General features: G+C 37.1%; 13 protein-coding genes. 1 reads left to right on the plus strand and 12 read right to left on the minus strand.

What is annotated here, in order from left to right; translation table 11 throughout:
* The 12 genes from JCM6256_RS01125 to JCM6256_RS01180 form a co-directional block, all read right to left on the minus strand.
* A partial coding sequence (locus JCM6256_RS01125) for a DEAD/DEAH box helicase (protein ID WP_025080009.1) occupies nucleotides 1-1,350 on the minus strand: 1,350 nt, incomplete at its 3' end.
* Entirely contained in the window at nucleotides 1,343-2,305 is a 963-nt protein-coding gene (locus JCM6256_RS01130; RefSeq protein ID WP_025080010.1) for a DHH family phosphoesterase, read from the minus strand. The genes JCM6256_RS01130 and JCM6256_RS01125, both read right to left, overlap by 8 nt.
* A gap of 56 nt (nucleotides 2,306-2,361) precedes the next feature.
* Nucleotides 2,362-3,486 (minus strand): DNA polymerase IV, encoded by a 1,125-nt coding sequence (dinB, locus tag JCM6256_RS01135; protein ID WP_025080011.1) that lies wholly within the window; start codon nucleotides 3,484-3,486, stop codon nucleotides 2,362-2,364.
* Entirely contained in the window at nucleotides 3,479-4,930 is a 1,452-nt protein-coding gene (zwf, locus tag JCM6256_RS01140; RefSeq protein ID WP_025080012.1) for a glucose-6-phosphate dehydrogenase, read from the minus strand. The genes dinB and zwf overlap by 8 nt, the downstream gene beginning before the upstream one ends.
* Before the next feature lie 106 nt (nucleotides 4,931-5,036).
* Nucleotides 5,037-5,459 carry a preprotein translocase subunit YajC gene (gene yajC / locus JCM6256_RS01145; protein ID WP_025080013.1) on the minus strand — a complete coding sequence of 141 codons (423 nt, stop codon included), beginning with the start codon at nucleotides 5,457-5,459 and terminating at the stop codon, nucleotides 5,037-5,039.
* Between the two features lie 70 nt (nucleotides 5,460-5,529).
* The gene (gene ruvB, locus JCM6256_RS01150) at nucleotides 5,530-6,549 is read right to left on the minus strand and encodes a Holliday junction branch migration DNA helicase RuvB (protein ID WP_155833137.1); all 1,020 of its coding nucleotides are present in this window, start codon (nucleotides 6,547-6,549) and stop codon (nucleotides 5,530-5,532) included.
* A gap of 54 nt (nucleotides 6,550-6,603) precedes the next feature.
* The gene (gene ruvA, locus JCM6256_RS01155) at nucleotides 6,604-7,203 is read right to left on the minus strand and encodes a Holliday junction branch migration protein RuvA (RefSeq protein WP_025080015.1); all 600 of its coding nucleotides are present in this window, start codon (nucleotides 7,201-7,203) and stop codon (nucleotides 6,604-6,606) included.
* Nucleotides 7,204-7,205: 2 nt separating this feature from the next.
* Nucleotides 7,206-9,140: a DNA mismatch repair endonuclease MutL gene (gene mutL / locus JCM6256_RS01160; RefSeq protein WP_025080016.1), complete on the minus strand. Its 1,935-nt coding sequence runs from the start codon at nucleotides 9,138-9,140 to the stop codon at nucleotides 7,206-7,208.
* A gap of 2 nt (nucleotides 9,141-9,142) precedes the next feature.
* A complete protein-coding gene (gene mutS / locus JCM6256_RS01165; RefSeq protein WP_155833138.1) occupies nucleotides 9,143-11,719 on the minus strand; it encodes a DNA mismatch repair protein MutS in 2,577 nt (858 codons plus the stop codon).
* Between the two features lie 169 nt (nucleotides 11,720-11,888).
* The gene (groL, locus tag JCM6256_RS01170) at nucleotides 11,889-13,514 is read right to left on the minus strand and encodes a chaperonin GroEL (RefSeq protein ID WP_025080018.1); all 1,626 of its coding nucleotides are present in this window, start codon (nucleotides 13,512-13,514) and stop codon (nucleotides 11,889-11,891) included.
* A 54-nt stretch (nucleotides 13,515-13,568) separates the two neighbouring features.
* On the minus strand, nucleotides 13,569-13,853 hold the full coding sequence (gene groES, locus JCM6256_RS01175) for a co-chaperone GroES (RefSeq protein ID WP_025080019.1): 285 nt from the start codon (nucleotides 13,851-13,853) through the stop codon (nucleotides 13,569-13,571).
* Between the two features lie 198 nt (nucleotides 13,854-14,051).
* Entirely contained in the window at nucleotides 14,052-16,004 is a 1,953-nt protein-coding gene (locus tag JCM6256_RS01180) for a sucrose-specific PTS transporter subunit IIBC (RefSeq protein WP_025080020.1), read from the minus strand.
* Nucleotides 16,005-16,237: 233 nt separating this feature from the next.
* On the opposite strand from JCM6256_RS01180, the gene JCM6256_RS01185 reads away from it, so the two are divergent.
* Complete coding sequence (locus JCM6256_RS01185; RefSeq protein WP_025080021.1) at nucleotides 16,238-17,695, plus strand: sucrose-6-phosphate hydrolase; 1,458 nt, start codon at nucleotides 16,238-16,240, stop codon at nucleotides 17,693-17,695.
* Nucleotides 17,696-17,713: the final 18 nt, after the last annotated feature.

Here is a 17,713-nt window from a genome sequence, read left to right on the forward strand (position 1 = left end):
CTCACGACGGCGTTTGCGTTGACGTTTAGCCCTGCGAATTTCATGACGCTGTTCAATTTTGCGTTTTTGACGGTTGTCTTCTTGAATTGCTCGCTTAATCTTCTTTTTATAGCCAGGCTTGCGCTTGCGTTTTTCTTTTTTAACGTAACCGACGATTTTTGTATCAAGCTTGCGGCCTTTAGCTTGGCGATTATCACGACTGCGGTAATGCTTACGAGGTACTAACTCGCCATTTTTGATTTCAACAAAGTCAAAATGAACACCCATTTTTTCAAGTTCTTCAATACGGTTCATTTCTTCTTCACGAATCAAAGTAATTGCATGACCTGACAAACCATTACGGCCAGTACGGCCAATACGGTGAATTACAAATTCCAAATCACGCGGAACTTCGTAATTAATTACCAAACTAACGCCATCAATATCCAACCCACGTGCAGCCAAATCGCTAGCTACTACATATTGATACTGACCTTGTTCAACTTGACGCAAGGTTCTCTTTCTTTCACGTTCAGTAATACCACCGTGAATTTTAGCTACCTTTAAGCCTTGATCTTGCAAGAAATGAGTTAATTCATCGACTTTTTGCTTAGTATTGGCAAACACCAAAGCCAAATATGGTTGTCCCATAGTAAGCAACTTGTACAAAACATTTTTCTTGTCTTTTGAACCCACATCCAACAAATCATTTTTGATAGTTGGCGCAATAATTGCCGGATTATCAATAACGATTTCATCAGGATGAGCCATATACTTGCGCAAGAAGTTAGAAAGCTTTACAGGAATCGTAGCAGAAAATGCTGCAAATAAAACATCCTTTGGAAGCTTAGCCGCAACTTTATCAATATCAGCCAAAAAGCCCATATCCAAAGTCATATCGGCTTCATCGATAATAAAGTCTTTTACAAGATCAACGGGGAAAACTTTCTTTTCTACAAAATCAAGAAGGCGTCCTGGAGTGGCAATGATTAATTGGGGTTTTTTATTTTGAATTTTTTCTAATTGACGTTCACGATCAGTACCACCGGCCAAATGTTCAATTGAAATATTTAAGCCAGAAGCTTTACGCAAGCTTTTAGCAACCTGATAAAGTTGATCAGCAAGTTCACGACTTGGAGCCGTGATAATTGCTTGTACATAATTAGAATTTTCGTCAATATCATTAAATACCGGAACCAAGTAAGAGTGAGTTTTTCCTGAACCAGTTGCTGCTTGAACAACAACATTTACCTTAGAAAGCATAGCAGGAATAACCTTTTCTTGAACCTTAGTTGGTTCAGTAAAATGAATCTTTTTTAGACCTTCTTGAAGTTCGGGTCTAATTCTTGAATCAGTAAAAGTATTATTCATGTTCTTCATTGTATTTCTTTGTTACATCAACAACTTCGGCAAAAATTTGTTTTACTTCATCCATATCCTTGGCATTAGCACCTGAAGCAAGTGCGTGACCACCACCATCATGCTTTTCAGCCAAATGATTAATAACCGGACCCTTTGAACGGTAATGAACGCGGTAAGTGCCATCTGGCTTTTCAACAAAGACGTTCCAAGCCTTAATATCCTTAATACGGCCTGGAGTTGAAACAGTTACTGAAGCTTGATCATCAGTAATGCCTAAATCCTTCAAATCTTTTTGAGTCAAAACAGCATAAGCTGCGCCACAAGGATCAACAGTCATGTAATCAAGAACAGCTGCTTGAAGCTTAGCTTGAGCGAAAGTAACATCACTAATATTTCTAGCAATTTCTGAAATGTTAATGCCAGTTTCTGCTAATTGCTTAACAACTTCGAAAGTATGAGCAGTAGTTTCTGGATACATAAAACGACCAGTATCACCAACAATTCCTGCGTAAAGTGGGTAGGCAACATCCTTTGTAATTGGCAAGTTTTCTGCATTCAAGAAATCAACAATAATTTGTGAAGCAGCTGGAGCTTCTGGATCAACGTAGCTCATATCAGCATATGGATCTACATCTGGGTGGTGATCAATCTTAATTAATAAATCACCTTTATCATAGTTTTTGTTGGAGATTCTTGGCGTATTAGCAGTATCAGTGGTAATTACCAAAGCACCTTTGTAATCATCAACGCTAACTTCATCCATAGTGTTGATCCAAGCCAAATCGCCTTCATCATTTTCACCAGCACACAAAATCTTCTTGTCTGGGAACTTAGCTTTTAATGCACGTGAAAGTCCTGCTTGAGATCCAATGGCATCTGGATCTGGACTTGTATGACGGTGCAAGATAATAGTTGGATATTCTTTAATCTTTTCAAAAATTTCATCAAAAGTATTTTTAGTCATATATGTTCTCCTTCTTGTTTATCATATAGTTTACCAGAAAAATGATGTTAAAACCTCTATTCCAAGGTTGAAAAAAGATTAGTTTCTTGATACTTTTCTTGCTCTAAACTAGTTACGGATACGCCAAGCAACCGAATTCCCTTTTCAAGAAATTCTGGTAATTCTTCAAATAAATCCTTAGCCTCTTGATAAATTTCATGAGCATCCCGCGTTGAACTTTTTAACATGCGCCGACGAGTAACAGTATAAAAATCTGTATCGCGAATTTTCAATACAATACACTTAGTCTTTACATTTTGCGTCATTAAAATATTGGCAATATCGCTACTATATCCTCTAAGCAAAGTTAAAGCTTTTTGCTCTTCAAAGACGCTAGGTTCAAAAGTTCTCTCCTTGCCAATTGATTTGCGTTGACGTTGCCATTCCACAGGACTTAAGTCAATCCCGCGCGAATGCATTGCCATTACATAGCCCATCTTTTTAAAGTGATCAATTAAATATTTTACGCTTTTAGCTTGTAAATCTGCTCCAGTATTGATCCCTAATTCCCGCAAAATAAGCTGCGTCTTTTTACCAACACCATGAAACTTGCTGATATCTTGTCTTGCCAAAAAATCCTTGGCTTCTTCCGGCAAAATCAACGTTTTTCCAAACGGTTTAGCATATTCCGAACCCATTTTTGCCAAAAATTTATTGTAACTTGCACCATAAGAACAAGTTAATCCCGTTTCTTTATAAATTTTTTGCTGCATATAATTGCCTAGCTGAATTGTCGAATAATCACCCAGTTTATTTTGAGTAACATCCAAATAAGCTTCATCTAGTGAAACTGATTGAATTTTATCTGTCACTTCATGCATAATTTCATGAACTTGAGCAGAAACGCTTCGATATTTTTCAAAATCAGGCGGTAAAAACACCAATTTATCAGCTGGTACTTTTTGAACAGCCTTAATTGCTGGCATCGCACTACCCACGCCATATTTTCTCGCTACATAATTAGCAGTCGTAATCACGCCGTGCCCATTATGTTCCCGCGGATCATGAGCAATTACTAACGCCTTTTTTCTATATTCAGGATGATCTCGCATTTCAACAGAAGCGTAAAAAGCATCCATATCCAGATGTATAATCCGGCGATGGATGTCGTTTTTAGGCAATAAATTATCGCTATTATTCATAAATCCAGTGTTCAGTAGCACTTTCAAAAATATGGTTTGCTTCCTTAGGTCCCATGCGGTATGGCAAATATTGCGGAATATCAACATTACCGGATTCATTTTCTTGTTTCCAGGCATCTTCAATAGCGTCAATATATTCCCAATAGCGTTTTAATTCGCTCCAGTGAGTAAAGTTAGTTGAATCATTTACAAACACATCGTGAAGAAGTCTTTCATAACCATCAGGCACTTGAGATAATTCTTCTTTTGAAAAAGTATATTCTAGATTTTCACGGCGAATACCTGGTTCACTAATTCGCTTGCCATTGATAGTAATATAAATTTCACTCTTAGGATCGATTTCAATCGTAATATTGTTGGAATGTGCTCGGCCATAAGGATTATTAATATGCTTTAAAACAATATCAATTCTATTTTTCTTTTCTTTAAATTCCTTACCAGTTCTGAAGTAAATTGGAACGCCAGCAATTGGTCCCTTAGTAAATTTAACTTCACCTGCAGCAAAAGTTTCAGTTGTTGAATTTTCATCAACATTAGGTTCTTGTTTATATGCAAAGGTGGTGTCACTACCGGCATATTGACCGCGAACAAAATGCTTTTTAATCTCTTCAGCATCCGGAATAATCAAACTATCAAGCAATTCTTGTTTTGCTTTATGAATATTATCCGCAGAAATATTTTCCGGTTCAGGCATTGCAAGCAAAGTAATAATTTGGAAAATGTGATTTTGAACCATATCACGCAAAGCACCTGAAGTTTCGTAGTAACCACCACGAGCTTCAACACCTAAACGTTCAGCCAAAGTAACCTGAATATTTTTAATATTGTCACTATTCCAAATATTTTTAATTAATGGATTAGTAAAGCGAAGTGGCAAAATATTTTGAACCATTTCTTTACCTAAATAATGGTCAATTCTAAAAATTTCATCTTCTTTAAAAGAAGCAGTAATTTGCTTATTTAATTCTTCGGCAGACGCCAAATCACGACCAAATGGTTTTTCAACTACGATACGGTTAAAGCCTGAACCTGTTAAATGCTGATCATTAATGTGGGTAGCAATTGTGCCAAAGAATCTTGGTGCCATTGCCATGTAGAATAAACGATTGCCTTGAGCACAATAACGATCATCCAAATCTTGCGCTAATTCCTTCAAGGTTACATAGTGTTCAACATTAGTGACATCATGAGATTGATAATAAAAGTGACTGGCAAAATCTTTTACATCATTTTCATCTACTTCATCATGCGTCTCATGAATTGCATCACTAACTTGGCCACGCAAATATTCATGTGACCATGGGCGACGTGCAGTTCCAATTACTGCAAAATTATCGTGAATTAAACCTTGTTCATAAAGATTAAACAAAGCTGGATATAATTTTCTATGCGCTAGATCGCCACTACCACCAAAAATTATCATGACAACGGGAATGTTTTTCATCATGAGGCCCTCCTGAAACTAAAATTTACATCATTTCTATTTTACAACAAGATATTTTTGATCAAAACAAAAAGCGTCTATGTGACGCTTTCTATTTATAGATGAATTATTTATTTACTTCATCATTTTCTGCAGCTTTTTCAGCTTCAACAGGCTTAGTTGGTTGAGAAGCTTCAGTAGCTTGTACTTGTGCTTCAGCTGGCTTTGCTGGTTCTGCACTTGCTGGAGTTGAAGGAACAATTTGACGAACAGCCATTCTGCTGAAAGTTAAGTAAATACCATCAGCATCAACAACAACAGTCTTGTCCTTATCATTGATTGAATCAATCTTAGCGTGCAAACCATCAACTAAAACAACGCGGTCACCCTTCTTTAATTGATTCATCATTTCCATTCTCTTTTGTTGTTGCTTCTTTTGTGGACGAATCATACCAAAATAGGTAATGGCAATTAAAACAACAAACAAACCAAGCATCATAAAGTTGTTACCACCTGCTGCAGGGGCATTTGCTAAAAATACAGTATTCAAAATTTCCACCTCATAATATTCTAAAATTAATACAATACTTTAATTATACAGAAAGCTAAACCATTTTACATTAATCTTCGTTAGGAATTGGAAGACCTAATTGCAAATATGCTTTTTCAGTCGCCACTCTTCCTCGCGGAGTTAAAAGAATAAATCCATGTTGCAAAAGATACGGCTCATATAAAGCTTCGATAGTTTCCATATCTTCACCAACGTTAGCAGCTAAAGTTCTAATTCCAACAGGACCTCCGCCATAGCTTTCAATCATTGTTCTTAAAATTTTACGGTCGGTTTGATCAAGGCCTTCATCATCAACTTGCAATTGCTTTAAAGCATGCGTTGTTGTTTCAAGGGAAATCATATCCTCACCTTTTACTTCCGCAAAATCACGCACACGCTTCAATAATCTATTAGCAACACGTGGCGTACCTCTTGAACGACGAGCTAACTCAATTGCAGCTTCTGGCGCAATTGCAGTATGGAAAACTTCGCTTGAGCGTTCAATAATTTGTTCAAGTTCATCAATTGTATAGTATTGCATGTGTTCAACAATACCAAAACGATCACGAAGCGGGGCAGAAAGCTGTCCTGCTAAAGTCGTAGCTCCAATTAAAGTAAATGGAGGCAAAGGAACATGAACAGCATGCGTTGTTTCACCTTCGCCAATCACAATATCCACGTAAAAGTCTTCCATCGCAGAATAAAGAACTTCTTCAATTGGCTTTGGCAAACGGTGAATTTCATCAATAAAAAGAACATCCCCCGGATCAAGATCTGAAAGAAGGGCAACTAAGTCTCCAGCCTTTTCAATTGCTGGTCCACTCGTACTCTTCAAATTAACCCCGAGTTCATTGGCAATTACAAAAGCAAGCGTAGTTTTACCTAAACCAGGAGGACCATACAAAAGAACATGGTCTAAGGCCTCATCACGTTGTTTAGCTGCTTTAATGTATACAGCCATTTCCTTTTTCACACGCTTTTGGCCTAAATATTGATCTAAAGATTGTGGACGAAGCGACAATTCAACTTGTTCTTCATCTGTACCTTCAACTTCACCTGAAGTAACAGAATCTTCCTTTTCTACCACCATTTTCACTTCCTTACTTTGATAATAAAAACTATCTTCAATTATACCAGATCAACTCTATTTCTTAAGCAAGAGTCCTAAGCCCTTTTTAATATATTGATCGGCTGTTTCCGCATCTTCTTTTTCAAGCTTAGGCGTAATGCGATCGACTTCTTTTTGCGTATAGCCAAGGGCAAGTAAGGCAAGTAAAGCATCATGAAGTTCAGGAGTAACAGAAGCGTCTTGCTCAAGAGTATCCTGACGATCCAAGCGGCCAACATAGGCGCCTAACTTTCCTTTTAAATCAAGGACAATTTGAGAAGCAGTCTTTTTCCCCACTCCTGGAAAGCGTGTTAAATATTTTACTTCACCTTGTTCAATGGCTTCAGCAAGAGAATTGCTATCTTCAGCAGCCATAATAGCAAGCGCCGATTTAGGTCCAATTCCACTAACACTAAGAAGCTTTAAGAATAAGCCTTTAGCATTTTGACTTTGGAAACCATATAAAGTAAAGCCGTTATTGTCACTAAAATTTTGTTCAATATAAACTTTTGCTTTTTGTCCCTCTTTATAAGCAAAAGGTGTAGGACTGTAGACCTTATAGCCTACTCCATTTACATTTACGACAATATAGCTAGGAGTTACTTCAGCAATAATTCCTTCAAAAAATTCGTACATAATTATTCATCTTTCTTAAACATTTTTCGCAATTCATTTTGACTCATTCGAACTAAAACTAGCCGTCCGTCAGCATCATGATACGGATCAGCAGTTTGTCTTAAATTATTTAAAATCTCTATACATTCAGCTGCAGAAATTTTGATGCGCCCACTAATTTCTTTCTTAGCTTGACCAGCTGCAATTCGTGCAAATAGATTAGTATTTTTGCTATGATCCAAATTTAAATAGCTATCTAAAATCCTGCGTAATGATTCTTCAATATCACCGTTTATCCATGTAGGATATGACCGCACAATAAAACTATCTTGACCAAAATCTTCTAAATATATGCCAATATTTTTAATTTCATCAAGCTTATTTTTAATTTGCAAAAAATCCAAATTTCCAAATTCAAGAACAATTGGCGTAAGCAAGCCTTGTTGAACAATTTTTTTCGCATTCATTGCTTTGCGAATTTTTTCAAAAGCCAGTCGTCTTCTTGCTGCAACCTGATCTACTAAGAAAAGATCACCATCATTTTCTGCAATAATGTAGGCCGACATTTGCCCAACGTACTTTAAAGCTGGCAAATTATTGGCTAAAGTTTCATCCCCGGAAGAAATAACTTCTGAACTAGATTTTTCCGTATTAAATGGTGTTAATTGAGTCTGTTTTTCTACATTTTCTTGCCAAGTTGGCGTAATAACATATTTATCATTTTCTTGCGGTTTATTTAAATCAATATATTTATGAACAGACTTTTTAATAGGTTCATGTTTTTGTTCACCGATCTCTTTGCTTTTTTTAGTTGCAGTTAGTGCAGTTACGTTATCTTCTTCATGAACTTCCGGAACTTCGTCTTTTTCTCTTTTAGTATTAACAACATCTCGATTCAAATTGAACTTTAATTGATCAACCAAACTATCTTTGCGATTTGTTGTTAAATTTTCAAAAGCACTTGTTTGTTCAACATTATCAAGCAAAGCATCACTAATTGCACTCGTAATCAAGCGACTTAATTCTTTTTCTTTAGACAGCCGAACTTCTTGCTTAGTTGGGTGAACATTTACATCAACAAGCAAGGGATCAACATGAATTGCTACAATCGCAATTGGATAATGACGCGCTGTAAGCTTAGAACCATAACCATCCATAATTGCTGTTGCTAATTTAAAGTTGCGAATATACCGACCATTTAACAAAATCGATATATAATTTCGCGTTGATCTAGTCAATTCTGGTTTGGACAAAAAACCACTAACCTTAAAATCACTATCTTCTTTTTCAAAAGACATCATTTTTTCAGCAATATGACGACCATAAACATTAGCGACTGTCTGTTGCAACTTGCCATTGCCAGGCGTTCTTAACAAAACCTTTCCTGTATTTGATAAAGTAATTGCAATTTGTGGATAACCTAAAGCAATTCGATTAACGATATCCACAATTTTCATCATTTCTGTACGCGGACTGCGCAAATACTTTAATCGAGCCGGCGTGTTAAAGAATAAGTCTTTAACTGTAATCTGCGTGCCCTTACGGGCTGCTGCATCTTCTTGTCCTTTTTTACTACCTCCGCTAAAGTCAGCTCTTGTTCCAATCTTACCTTCAACGCTTGTCAAAATTTCTACATGAGCTACCGCTGAAATGGATGCTAAAGCTTCTCCACGAAATCCTAAAGTCGAAACATTGAACAAATCACGTTCATTGTTAATTTTGCTAGTCGCATGACGCGTAAAAGCTAAATCGACTTGATCACGCTCGATTCCAGAGCCGTTATCTTGAACAACAATCTGCTTTAATCCTGCATCAACAACATCAATTCGAATTCTAGTCGCACCTGCATCAATTGAATTTTCAACTAATTCTTTTACTACACTTGCTGGACGTTCAATAACTTCCCCAGCTGCAATTTGATTAGTTAAATTTTCAGATAGTTCATGAATTTTTGCCATGATTACTTATCGTCATCCTTTAAATCATCTTGCCAGTTGGCAACTAATTGCATAACTTGAAGCGGAGTTTTATCAGCTAGATATAAATTAGAAATTTGATCCAAAATTTCTTTATCTGCATCGGACATTTCTGCTTTCGGTTCCGCCTTGTCTTCGGTTGGTTCATTCGGAACTTTAGCAAATAAATCAAGTTGTTCAGTTGCCGGTCCAAGCTCGCTAGCGCCTTGCGCTTCAAGACGCTTCAATAATTTAGTTGCCTCACGTAAAACTTTATTTGGCAAACCTGCAAGTTGGGCAACGTGAATACCATAACTTTGATCAGCTGGTCCCGCTAAAATCTTATGCAAGAAAATCAATTTGCCATTTTCTTCCGTAGCCCCAACATGGATATTCTTTAAATGGTTCAAAGTTTTATCCATATCGGTTAATTCATGATAGTGAGTCGCAAATAAAGTTTTGGCTCCTACTTTATCATGCAAGTATTTTACAATTGCTCCTGCAAGAGCCATTCCGTCATATGTTGCCGTACCACGGCCAATTTCATCGAATAAAACCAAACTACGTTTAGTCGCATACTGCAAAGCTTCATTAGCTTCACTCATTTCAACCATAAACGTACTTTGACCAGAAATAAGGTCATCAGCAGCTCCAATTCTCGTGAAAATTTGGTCAAATACTGGCAATTCAGCACTATCCGCAGGAACAAAACAGCCTACTTGAGCCATAATAGCAATTAAAGCCATTTGGCGCATATAAGTACTTTTACCTGACATGTTAGGTCCAGTAATTAAGTAAACATCAGTATCTTCACCCATCTCAACATTATTTGGAATATAAGATCCTGCTGTCATTACTTTTTCCACAACTGGATGGCGTCCGTCAATTACATTAATGTCTTGATTATCTGTGTGAAAGACTGGACGACAATAATTATTTTGTTCAGCTACTGTCGCAAAACCTGTATAAACATCGAGTTCAGCTAATTGATTGCCAAGTTTTTGCAAGGCAGGAATATACTTTTTAGTTTCTTCACGAAGTTTGACAAAAATATCGTATTCTAAATCAGTAGAACGAGTTTGAGCCTCCATAATCAAGTTTTCATGCTCTTTAAGTTCAGGAGTAATGTAACGCTCTGAATTGGTTAAAGTCTGCTTGCGCGTATAGCGATCAAGCGGAACCTTCTTTTTATTTCCGTTAGAAACTTGAATATAGTAACCGAAGACTTTATTGTAACCAACCTTTAAATTATCGATTCCAGTTTTTTGACGTTCTTCGGCTTCCATTTGAGCAAGCCATTGCTTACCATTATCCATGGCATCACGATATCGATCAAGCTGAGCGTCTACGCCTTCACGAATTAAGCCACCTTCAGTAGTCAAAACTGGCGGATCTTTAACAATCGTTGTTGAAATCAATTCCGCAACTCCTTGAAGCGGATCAATTTTAGCAGCAAAATCTTTTAAAACATCACTGTCAGATTGTTCTAAAGCATCCAAAATAACCGGAACAGCGTGAAGTGAACGTGAAAGTTGCAATAATTCACGGGCATTAACATTTCCAAACGCAATTCGTCCGGTTAAACGCTCCAAGTCATAAACACCTTTCAAAGCATCAACAACATTTTCACGCGTAAAGTAACCATCAAGAAGTGCTTGCACCATCTCTTGACGATGGTTAATTTGATCAACTGACAATAATGGTCTTGATAGCCATTGCTTTAAAAGTCGTGCTCCCATTGCTGTATGAGTTTTATCAATTACCCAAAATAGCGAACCCATCTTTTTGCCAGTTTTAGCAGACGAGATCAATTCCAAATTATTTTGCACAACATGGGACATCTGCAAATATTGGTTAACTTCGTAGCTTTTAGCAATCTGCAAGTGAGCTAAGCTACGCTTTTGAGTTGTTAACAAATAGCTGACTAATTGTTCTGCAGCTAATTTTTCAGCCTGATTATGCAAATTCTGTTCAACGTAAGAAATTTCCGCATGCTCACCTTCGAGAGGAGTTGGCGTTGAAACAGTAATATTTGCCTTATGCAAAAAATCCTTATTATCCTCTGTCAAAGTCCCATCATAAACAACTTCGCGAGTTCGAAGAGACAATAACTCATTAGAAACTGACGCAAAATCCTTTAAGTGCGTCGCATAAACTTCCCCAGTCGACAAGTCGCTGTAAGCTAGACCGAAACCTGATTTAGTGGTAACTACTGAAGTAAGATAATTAGATTCCTTAGCTTCATTTGGTCCTTCGGCCATCATAGTACCTGGCGTTACTAGTTGAATAATGCCTCGCTTAACCATTCCTTTAGCTTTTTTAGGATCTTCAAGTTGTTCACAAAGGGCAACTTTATATCCTTTTTCAACTAAAGTATTTACATAATTATCAACTGCCATGTGTGGCACGCCTGCCATAGGAATTGGATTTTTAGTTTTATTAGAACGGTGCGTTAAAGTCAATTCGAGGATTTGGGCTCCCTTAACCGCATCCTCTTCAAAAAGTTCATAAAAGTCTCCGACACGATAAAAAAGAAAGGCGTCAGGATATTGCTTTTTAATTTCATAATATTGCTCCATCATTGGAGTAGTGCTTGTATTAGCCAAATGAACTCCTCTTTCTTAAAATCTTTTAATAACTGATAACTATTATACGACAAAGAATCAAACAAAAGAAAAAAGACCGCAACGCGGCCTTTTTTCTTTTTAAGTATATCTATAAAATTCAATATTATTAACTAATTTAGTTAAATTACATTCCCATACCTGGGGCACCTGCTGGATTTGCAGGAGCTTGTGGCTTGTCTTCAGGAATATCTGCAACAACAGCTTCAGTAGTAAGAAGAAGAGCGGCAATTGAAGCAGCATTTTGAAGTGCTGTACGAGTTACCTTAGTTGGGTCAATAATACCAGCATCAACCATGTTTTCCCATTCATCGATAGCTGCGTTGTAACCAATTTCGTTTTCTTGGTGTTCAAGCTTGTCCAAAATTACTGAGCCATCTTTACCAGCATTTTCAGCAATTTGACGAACAGGTGCACTCAAAGCTCTTAAAACAATATTGATACCAGTTTGTTCATCAGGAGTTTCACCCTTGATTTCCTTAACTGCCTTTTCAACATTAACAAGAGCTGTACCACCACCAGCAACGTAACCTTCGTCAACAGCGGCACGAGTTGAGTTCAAAGCATCTTCAATTCTGTAACGACGTTCCTTAAGTTCAGTTTCAGTAGCAGCACCAACGTGGATAACAGCTACACCACCAGTAAGCTTAGCAAGACGTTCTTGCAACTTCTTCTTATCGAAGTCTGAAGTAGTTTCTTCAATTTGCTTTCTGATTGAATCTTCACGTTCTTGGATAGCATCCTTAGAACCTGCACCATCAACAATAGTTGTTGAATCCTTAGTTACAGTGATACGACGAGCTTGACCTAATTGATCAATCTTAGTGTCCTTAAGTTCAAGGCCTAAGTCATCAGTAATAACTGTACCACCAGTCAAAGCAGCAATATCTTGAAGTTGAGCCTTACGACGATCACCAAAACCAGGAGCCTTAACAGCTACAACGTTGAAAGTACCACGAATCTTGTTCAATACAAGAGTTGGAAGAGCTTCACCTGAAACATCGTCAGCAATAATAAGCAAAGCCTTACCTTGTTGAACGATTTCTTGCAATAAAGGCAAAATGTCTTGAATGTTTGAAATCTTCTTGTCAGTGATCAAGATGTATGGGTTATCAAGATCTGCTTCCATCTTGTCGTTATCAGTTACCATGTATTGTGACAAGTAACCACGATCGAATTGCATACCTTCAACTACTGACAATTCAGTGTTAATACCACGTGAATCTTCAATAGTAATAACACCATCGTTGCCAACCTTTTCCATAGCATCAGCGATTAAGTCACCAACTTCTTTAGAAGCTGATGAAACTGCAGCTACTTGAGCAATTTGATCCTTTGAAGATACGTTGTGGCTAATCTTGTGAAGTTCATCAACAGCTGCCTTAGTAGCCTTTTCAATACCGCGACGAATACCAACTGGGTTAGCACCAGCAGTAACGTTCTTCATACCTTCACGAACGATAGCTTGAGTCAAAACAGTTGCAGTAGTAGTACCGTCACCAGCAATATCGTTAGTCTTTTGTGCAGCTTCAGCAACTAACTTAGCACCCAAGTTTTCGAAGTGATCCTTCAATTCGATTGACTTAGCAATAGTAACACCATCGTTAGTGATGTCTGGGTTACCGTAAGTTTGTTCCAAAACAACGTTTCTACCCTTAGGACCAATAGTAGTCTTAACAGTATCAGCTAACTTATCAACACCCTTTAAAAGTGAACGTCTTGCGTTTTCTGAAAATTTAATATCTTTAGCCATAGATTATCTATGCTCCTTATTTCAAATTTATTTTTATTTATGTCTTTAAGTTTATTACTTAACGATTGCTAAAATGTCTTTTTCACGAAGGACTAAGTACTTTTCACCTTCATATTTAACATTAGTGCCAGAGTACTTATCGTATAAAACTACGTCGCCTTTCTTAACAGTCATAGGCAACTTTTCACCGTTATCTGCGTAAGCACCATTACCTACTGCAACAACTTCACCTTCAGTTGGCTTTTCTTTAGCATTGGAAGCAAGGACGATACCTCCAACAGTCTTTTCTTCTTCTTCTTTAACTTTTACGATCACGCGATCACCGATTGGTTCTAACACGTTTGTCCCTCCTATTAATTATTTTCTTTTAAAAATTTATAATCATTATTAATAATTAGCACTCGTATTTCTTAAGTGCTAACTTACAAATATGATAATAACTTGTTTTGTAAAAAAATGCAAGAAAAAATTAGCACTCTTTTATAAAAAGTGCTAATTTCTTAATTTGTTTTGATTTTTGTCTAGAGAAGAATAAGTTTATTCGTGAGCTGTTACGGCAATTAACTTGTCACCGTGCTTGTCACCAGCATCACTAATACGTGATACATTTGCGTAGTTTGCAGTATTGGTAATCACAACCATCACAGTTGTATCGTAACCAGCCTTCTTAACAGCATCAAGATCAACTGTGCCAAGCTTGTCGCCCTTGTTAACTCTTTGGCCTTGTTTTACAAAGCTTTCGAAGTGTTCACCTTTCAAGTTAACAGTATCAAGACCGATGTGAATTAAAACTTCTGCACCTTCATCTGACTTAATACCATAAGCGTGCTTAGTTTCATAAGCAATTGTAACTGTACCAGTTACTGGTGAGTAGATTGTGCCATCGCTAGGAATAACAGCTGCACCATCACCCATTAATTTTGCTGAAAATACTTGGTCATTAACCTTAGTTAAGCTTTCAGGTTGACCATCAACTGGTGAAGCAATAACTTCATCGTGCAAGCTTAATTGTTCTTTTGAAACTTGTTCAGCTCTTTGATTATTTTCAGCTTGAGTAGTTGCATCGTTAACTGGAACATCTTGACTAGCAACTTCTTCCTTCAAGTGACCTTTACCGTAAACATAAGTTAAGACAAAGGCAACTACGAAACTGATTATTACAGAAACAATCCACATAGGAATAGTCTTTGGATAAATTGAAAGGAATCCAAGGAAACCTGCTGAACCCAAAGCTGCGGCAGTAACATGCATAAGTCCTGCAAATGCTGCGGCAACACCTGAACCGATCAAAGCACAGAAGAATGGGAATTTGTATTTCAAGTTAACACCGAAAAGTGCAGGTTCAGTAATACCAAGAAGTGCTGAAACACCAGCCGATGAAGAAAGACCCTTCATCTTTTTGTTCTTAGTTAAGAAGTAAACTGCGAAAGTTGCAGCACCTTGAGCTACGTTAGCCATACATGCAGTAACGAAGATAAAGTCACCAGAACTTGCACCATGACTTTGAGCAAATTGTGCCAACAATTGTGTTTCAACAGCTGGGAAGCTTTGGTGAAGACCTGTTGTAACAATTGCTGAGTAAGTCAAACCAAAGATACCCATACCAAATGCGCCTGTTGTGTTGTAAAGCCATACAATAGCAGCAGTAATTGCATCTGATACCCCTTTGAATACAGGACCGATAATCGTGTAAGTAAGGAAACCTGTAATCATAAGTGAAAGAAGAGGCGTAAATGTAAAGTCAACTGCAGATGGCAACCATTTATGGAATTTCTTTTCAAGAATTGAAAGAACCCAAACAGCAACTAAAACAGGAATAACTTGGTATTGGTAATTTGTTTGAGCAACATTCCAACCCCATAAATCCCAGAATTTAGCTGCGCCACCTAAGTTTGGCGTGGTCATAATCATACCAACAGCTGCACCTAAGAATTGGTTAGCACCAAATCGCTTAGCTGCGGACATACCAACAAGAATTGGCATAAAGATAAATGGAGCTGCTGACATGATTTGAATCATGCTAGAAAGTCCAGCAATATTTGGAGCCATTTGAACAACTGACTTAGCACCGAAAAGTCCAGGTGAAGTCAAGAAGTTGTTCAAAGCCATAAGCAAACCACCAGCAACTAAGGCTGGAATGATTGGAACAAAGATATCAGACAAAAGTTTAATGAAGTCCATCACAGGATTCTTCTTTTGTCCTTCAGCTGCAACTTTCTTTAAATCATCAGTTGATAATTCTTTCAAACCAGTGATGTTAATAAATTCATCGTAAACATCATTAACATCCCCAGGTCCAATAATAACTTGATATTGACCATTGGTCTTAAATGTTCCCTTTACATCAGGATCATTATCTAAAGCTTTTTGGTCAACTTTTGAATCATCCTTTAACACAAGACGTAAACGAGTAGCACAGTGCGCACCGGCGATAATGTTATCGCGACCAACTGCTTTGATTACTCGTTCAGCCACTTTTCTATGGTCCATACGTATCCTCCCTCTAAGCATTTGTTGTAAACGCTTAACTTCATTTCTCAATAACTATGATAGCGTATTCTAAAAATATGTCAATCGATTAACATATTTTTTCTTGTAATATTTTTAATAATTCGTTTTTATTGCTTGTATATCAGTTCTTGATAATATGTTAATCGTTTGACATACTTATCATAATTCATTAGAATAAAGAAAATAGATAACGCTTACATGGAGGCTATATTATGGAATGGACACGAGAAAAAAGATACTTACCTTATAAGGATTGGTCTGCAGAAACCTTATTGCATTTACAAGCACAGGCAGCCAATTCTAAATATCAAATGCATTATCACTTACGCCCTATTTCTGGTTTGATTAATGATCCAAATGGTTTTTCTTACTTTAATGGGGAATATCATGTTTTCTATCAATCATATCCATTTGGTGCTGTTCACGGACTTAAGTCTTGGGTACATTTCAAATCCAAAGATTTAGTTCACTGGCAAAACTTAGGATTAGCAGTTCAACCTGATTGCAAGGCTGATTCTCATGGTGCCTATTCTGGTAGTGCCAAAGAAATCAATGGCAAATTATTCTTAATGTACACTGGCAATCATCGTGATGAAAACTGGGTTCGTACACCATATCAAATTGGTGCTTGGATGGATAAAGATGGCAAAGTTAGTGATAAGACCATTTTATTTAAAAATCCTGACCACATTACTGAACATTTCCGTGATCCGCAAATTATTGAAAAAGACGGAATTTACTACGCTATTTTAGGTGCCCAAGATGAGGAAAATAAACACGGTCACATCGATGTTTGGAAATCTGAAGATTTAAAAGATTGGCAAGAATTAGGTTTTCTTAAGTTCTCAGATCAAGATATGGGCTACATGATTGAATGTCCTAACTTAGTAAATGTTAATGGACACTCTGTCATTATCTTTTGCCCACAAGGATTAGATAAATCAGTTGCTGACTACGATGATATTTATCCAAATATGTACGTAATTGGGGACGAAGTCGATTTTGAAAATCATAAGGTTATCAATCCTTCAACTCTTCATAATCTTGATGAAGGATTTGATGTTTATGCCACTCAAGCATTCAACGCACCAGATGGCAAAGCTTATGAAATCAGCTGGGTAGGTCTTCCAGATACTACTTACCCTACTGATGATGAAGGCTGGGCAAATTGTTTAAGTCAAGTTAAGGAACTTGAAATTAAAGATGGTAAATTACTCCAAAAGCCTGTTGAAGCAATTAAGTCTCTTCGTCATGACGAAGAAAAGATTACTTCACAATTAATTAAGGAAAACAGTGGCAATCAATACGAATTAGAACTTGAAATTGCTGCAGATCAAATTGGCAATTTACATTTGGCAGCTAACGATGACTTGAGTCAAAGTTTGCGCATTGCCTTTGATACTCAAAACGGCACCCTTACTTTAGATCGTTCTAAGAGCGGCAAGAAAGTAGCTATTGATCATGGCGAACAAAGAACTGTTTCTCTTGCTAAAAACAGCAAACTTCGTTTAAATATTTTTATTGACCACTCATTAGCAGAAATTTTCGTTAATGATGGTGAACACGTATTGACTGGCAGATTTTTCGCTGATCCAAGTCACCAAAAGATTAGTTTTGATAAAGATATAGATTACAATGGTAAATTCTGGAAGATGGACACCATTTTATAAAAATAATAAAGAGGGAAA

Source organism: Lactobacillus hamsteri DSM 5661 = JCM 6256 (assembly GCF_000615445.1).
GTDB lineage: Bacteria > Bacillota > Bacilli > Lactobacillales > Lactobacillaceae > Lactobacillus > Lactobacillus hamsteri.

Bases quoted from the DNA above. Each gene is read 5' to 3' on its own strand.
- JCM6256_RS01130 (WP_025080010.1), bottom strand. From the start codon at position 2,305: ATGACTAAAAATACTTTTGATGAAATTTTTGAAAAGATTAAAGAATAT.
- zwf (WP_025080012.1), bottom strand. From the start codon at position 4,930: ATGAAAAACATTCCCGTTGTCATGATAATTTTTGGTGGTAGTGGCGAT.
- dinB (WP_025080011.1), bottom strand. From the start codon at position 3,486: ATGAATAATAGCGATAATTTATTGCCTAAAAACGACATCCATCGCCGG.
- ruvA (WP_025080015.1), bottom strand. From the start codon at position 7,203: ATGTACGAATTTTTTGAAGGAATTATTGCTGAAGTAACTCCTAGCTAT.
- JCM6256_RS01180 (WP_025080020.1), bottom strand. From the start codon at position 16,004: ATGGACCATAGAAAAGTGGCTGAACGAGTAATCAAAGCAGTTGGTCGC.
- JCM6256_RS01185 (WP_025080021.1), top strand. From the start codon at position 16,238: ATGGAATGGACACGAGAAAAAAGATACTTACCTTATAAGGATTGGTCT.
- ruvB (WP_155833137.1), bottom strand. From the start codon at position 6,549: ATGGTGGTAGAAAAGGAAGATTCTGTTACTTCAGGTGAAGTTGAAGGT.
- mutL (WP_025080016.1), bottom strand. From the start codon at position 9,140: ATGGCAAAAATTCATGAACTATCTGAAAATTTAACTAATCAAATTGCA.
- mutS (WP_155833138.1), bottom strand. From the start codon at position 11,719: ATGATGGAGCAATATTATGAAATTAAAAAGCAATATCCTGACGCCTTT.
- groL (WP_025080018.1), bottom strand. From the start codon at position 13,514: ATGGCTAAAGATATTAAATTTTCAGAAAACGCAAGACGTTCACTTTTA.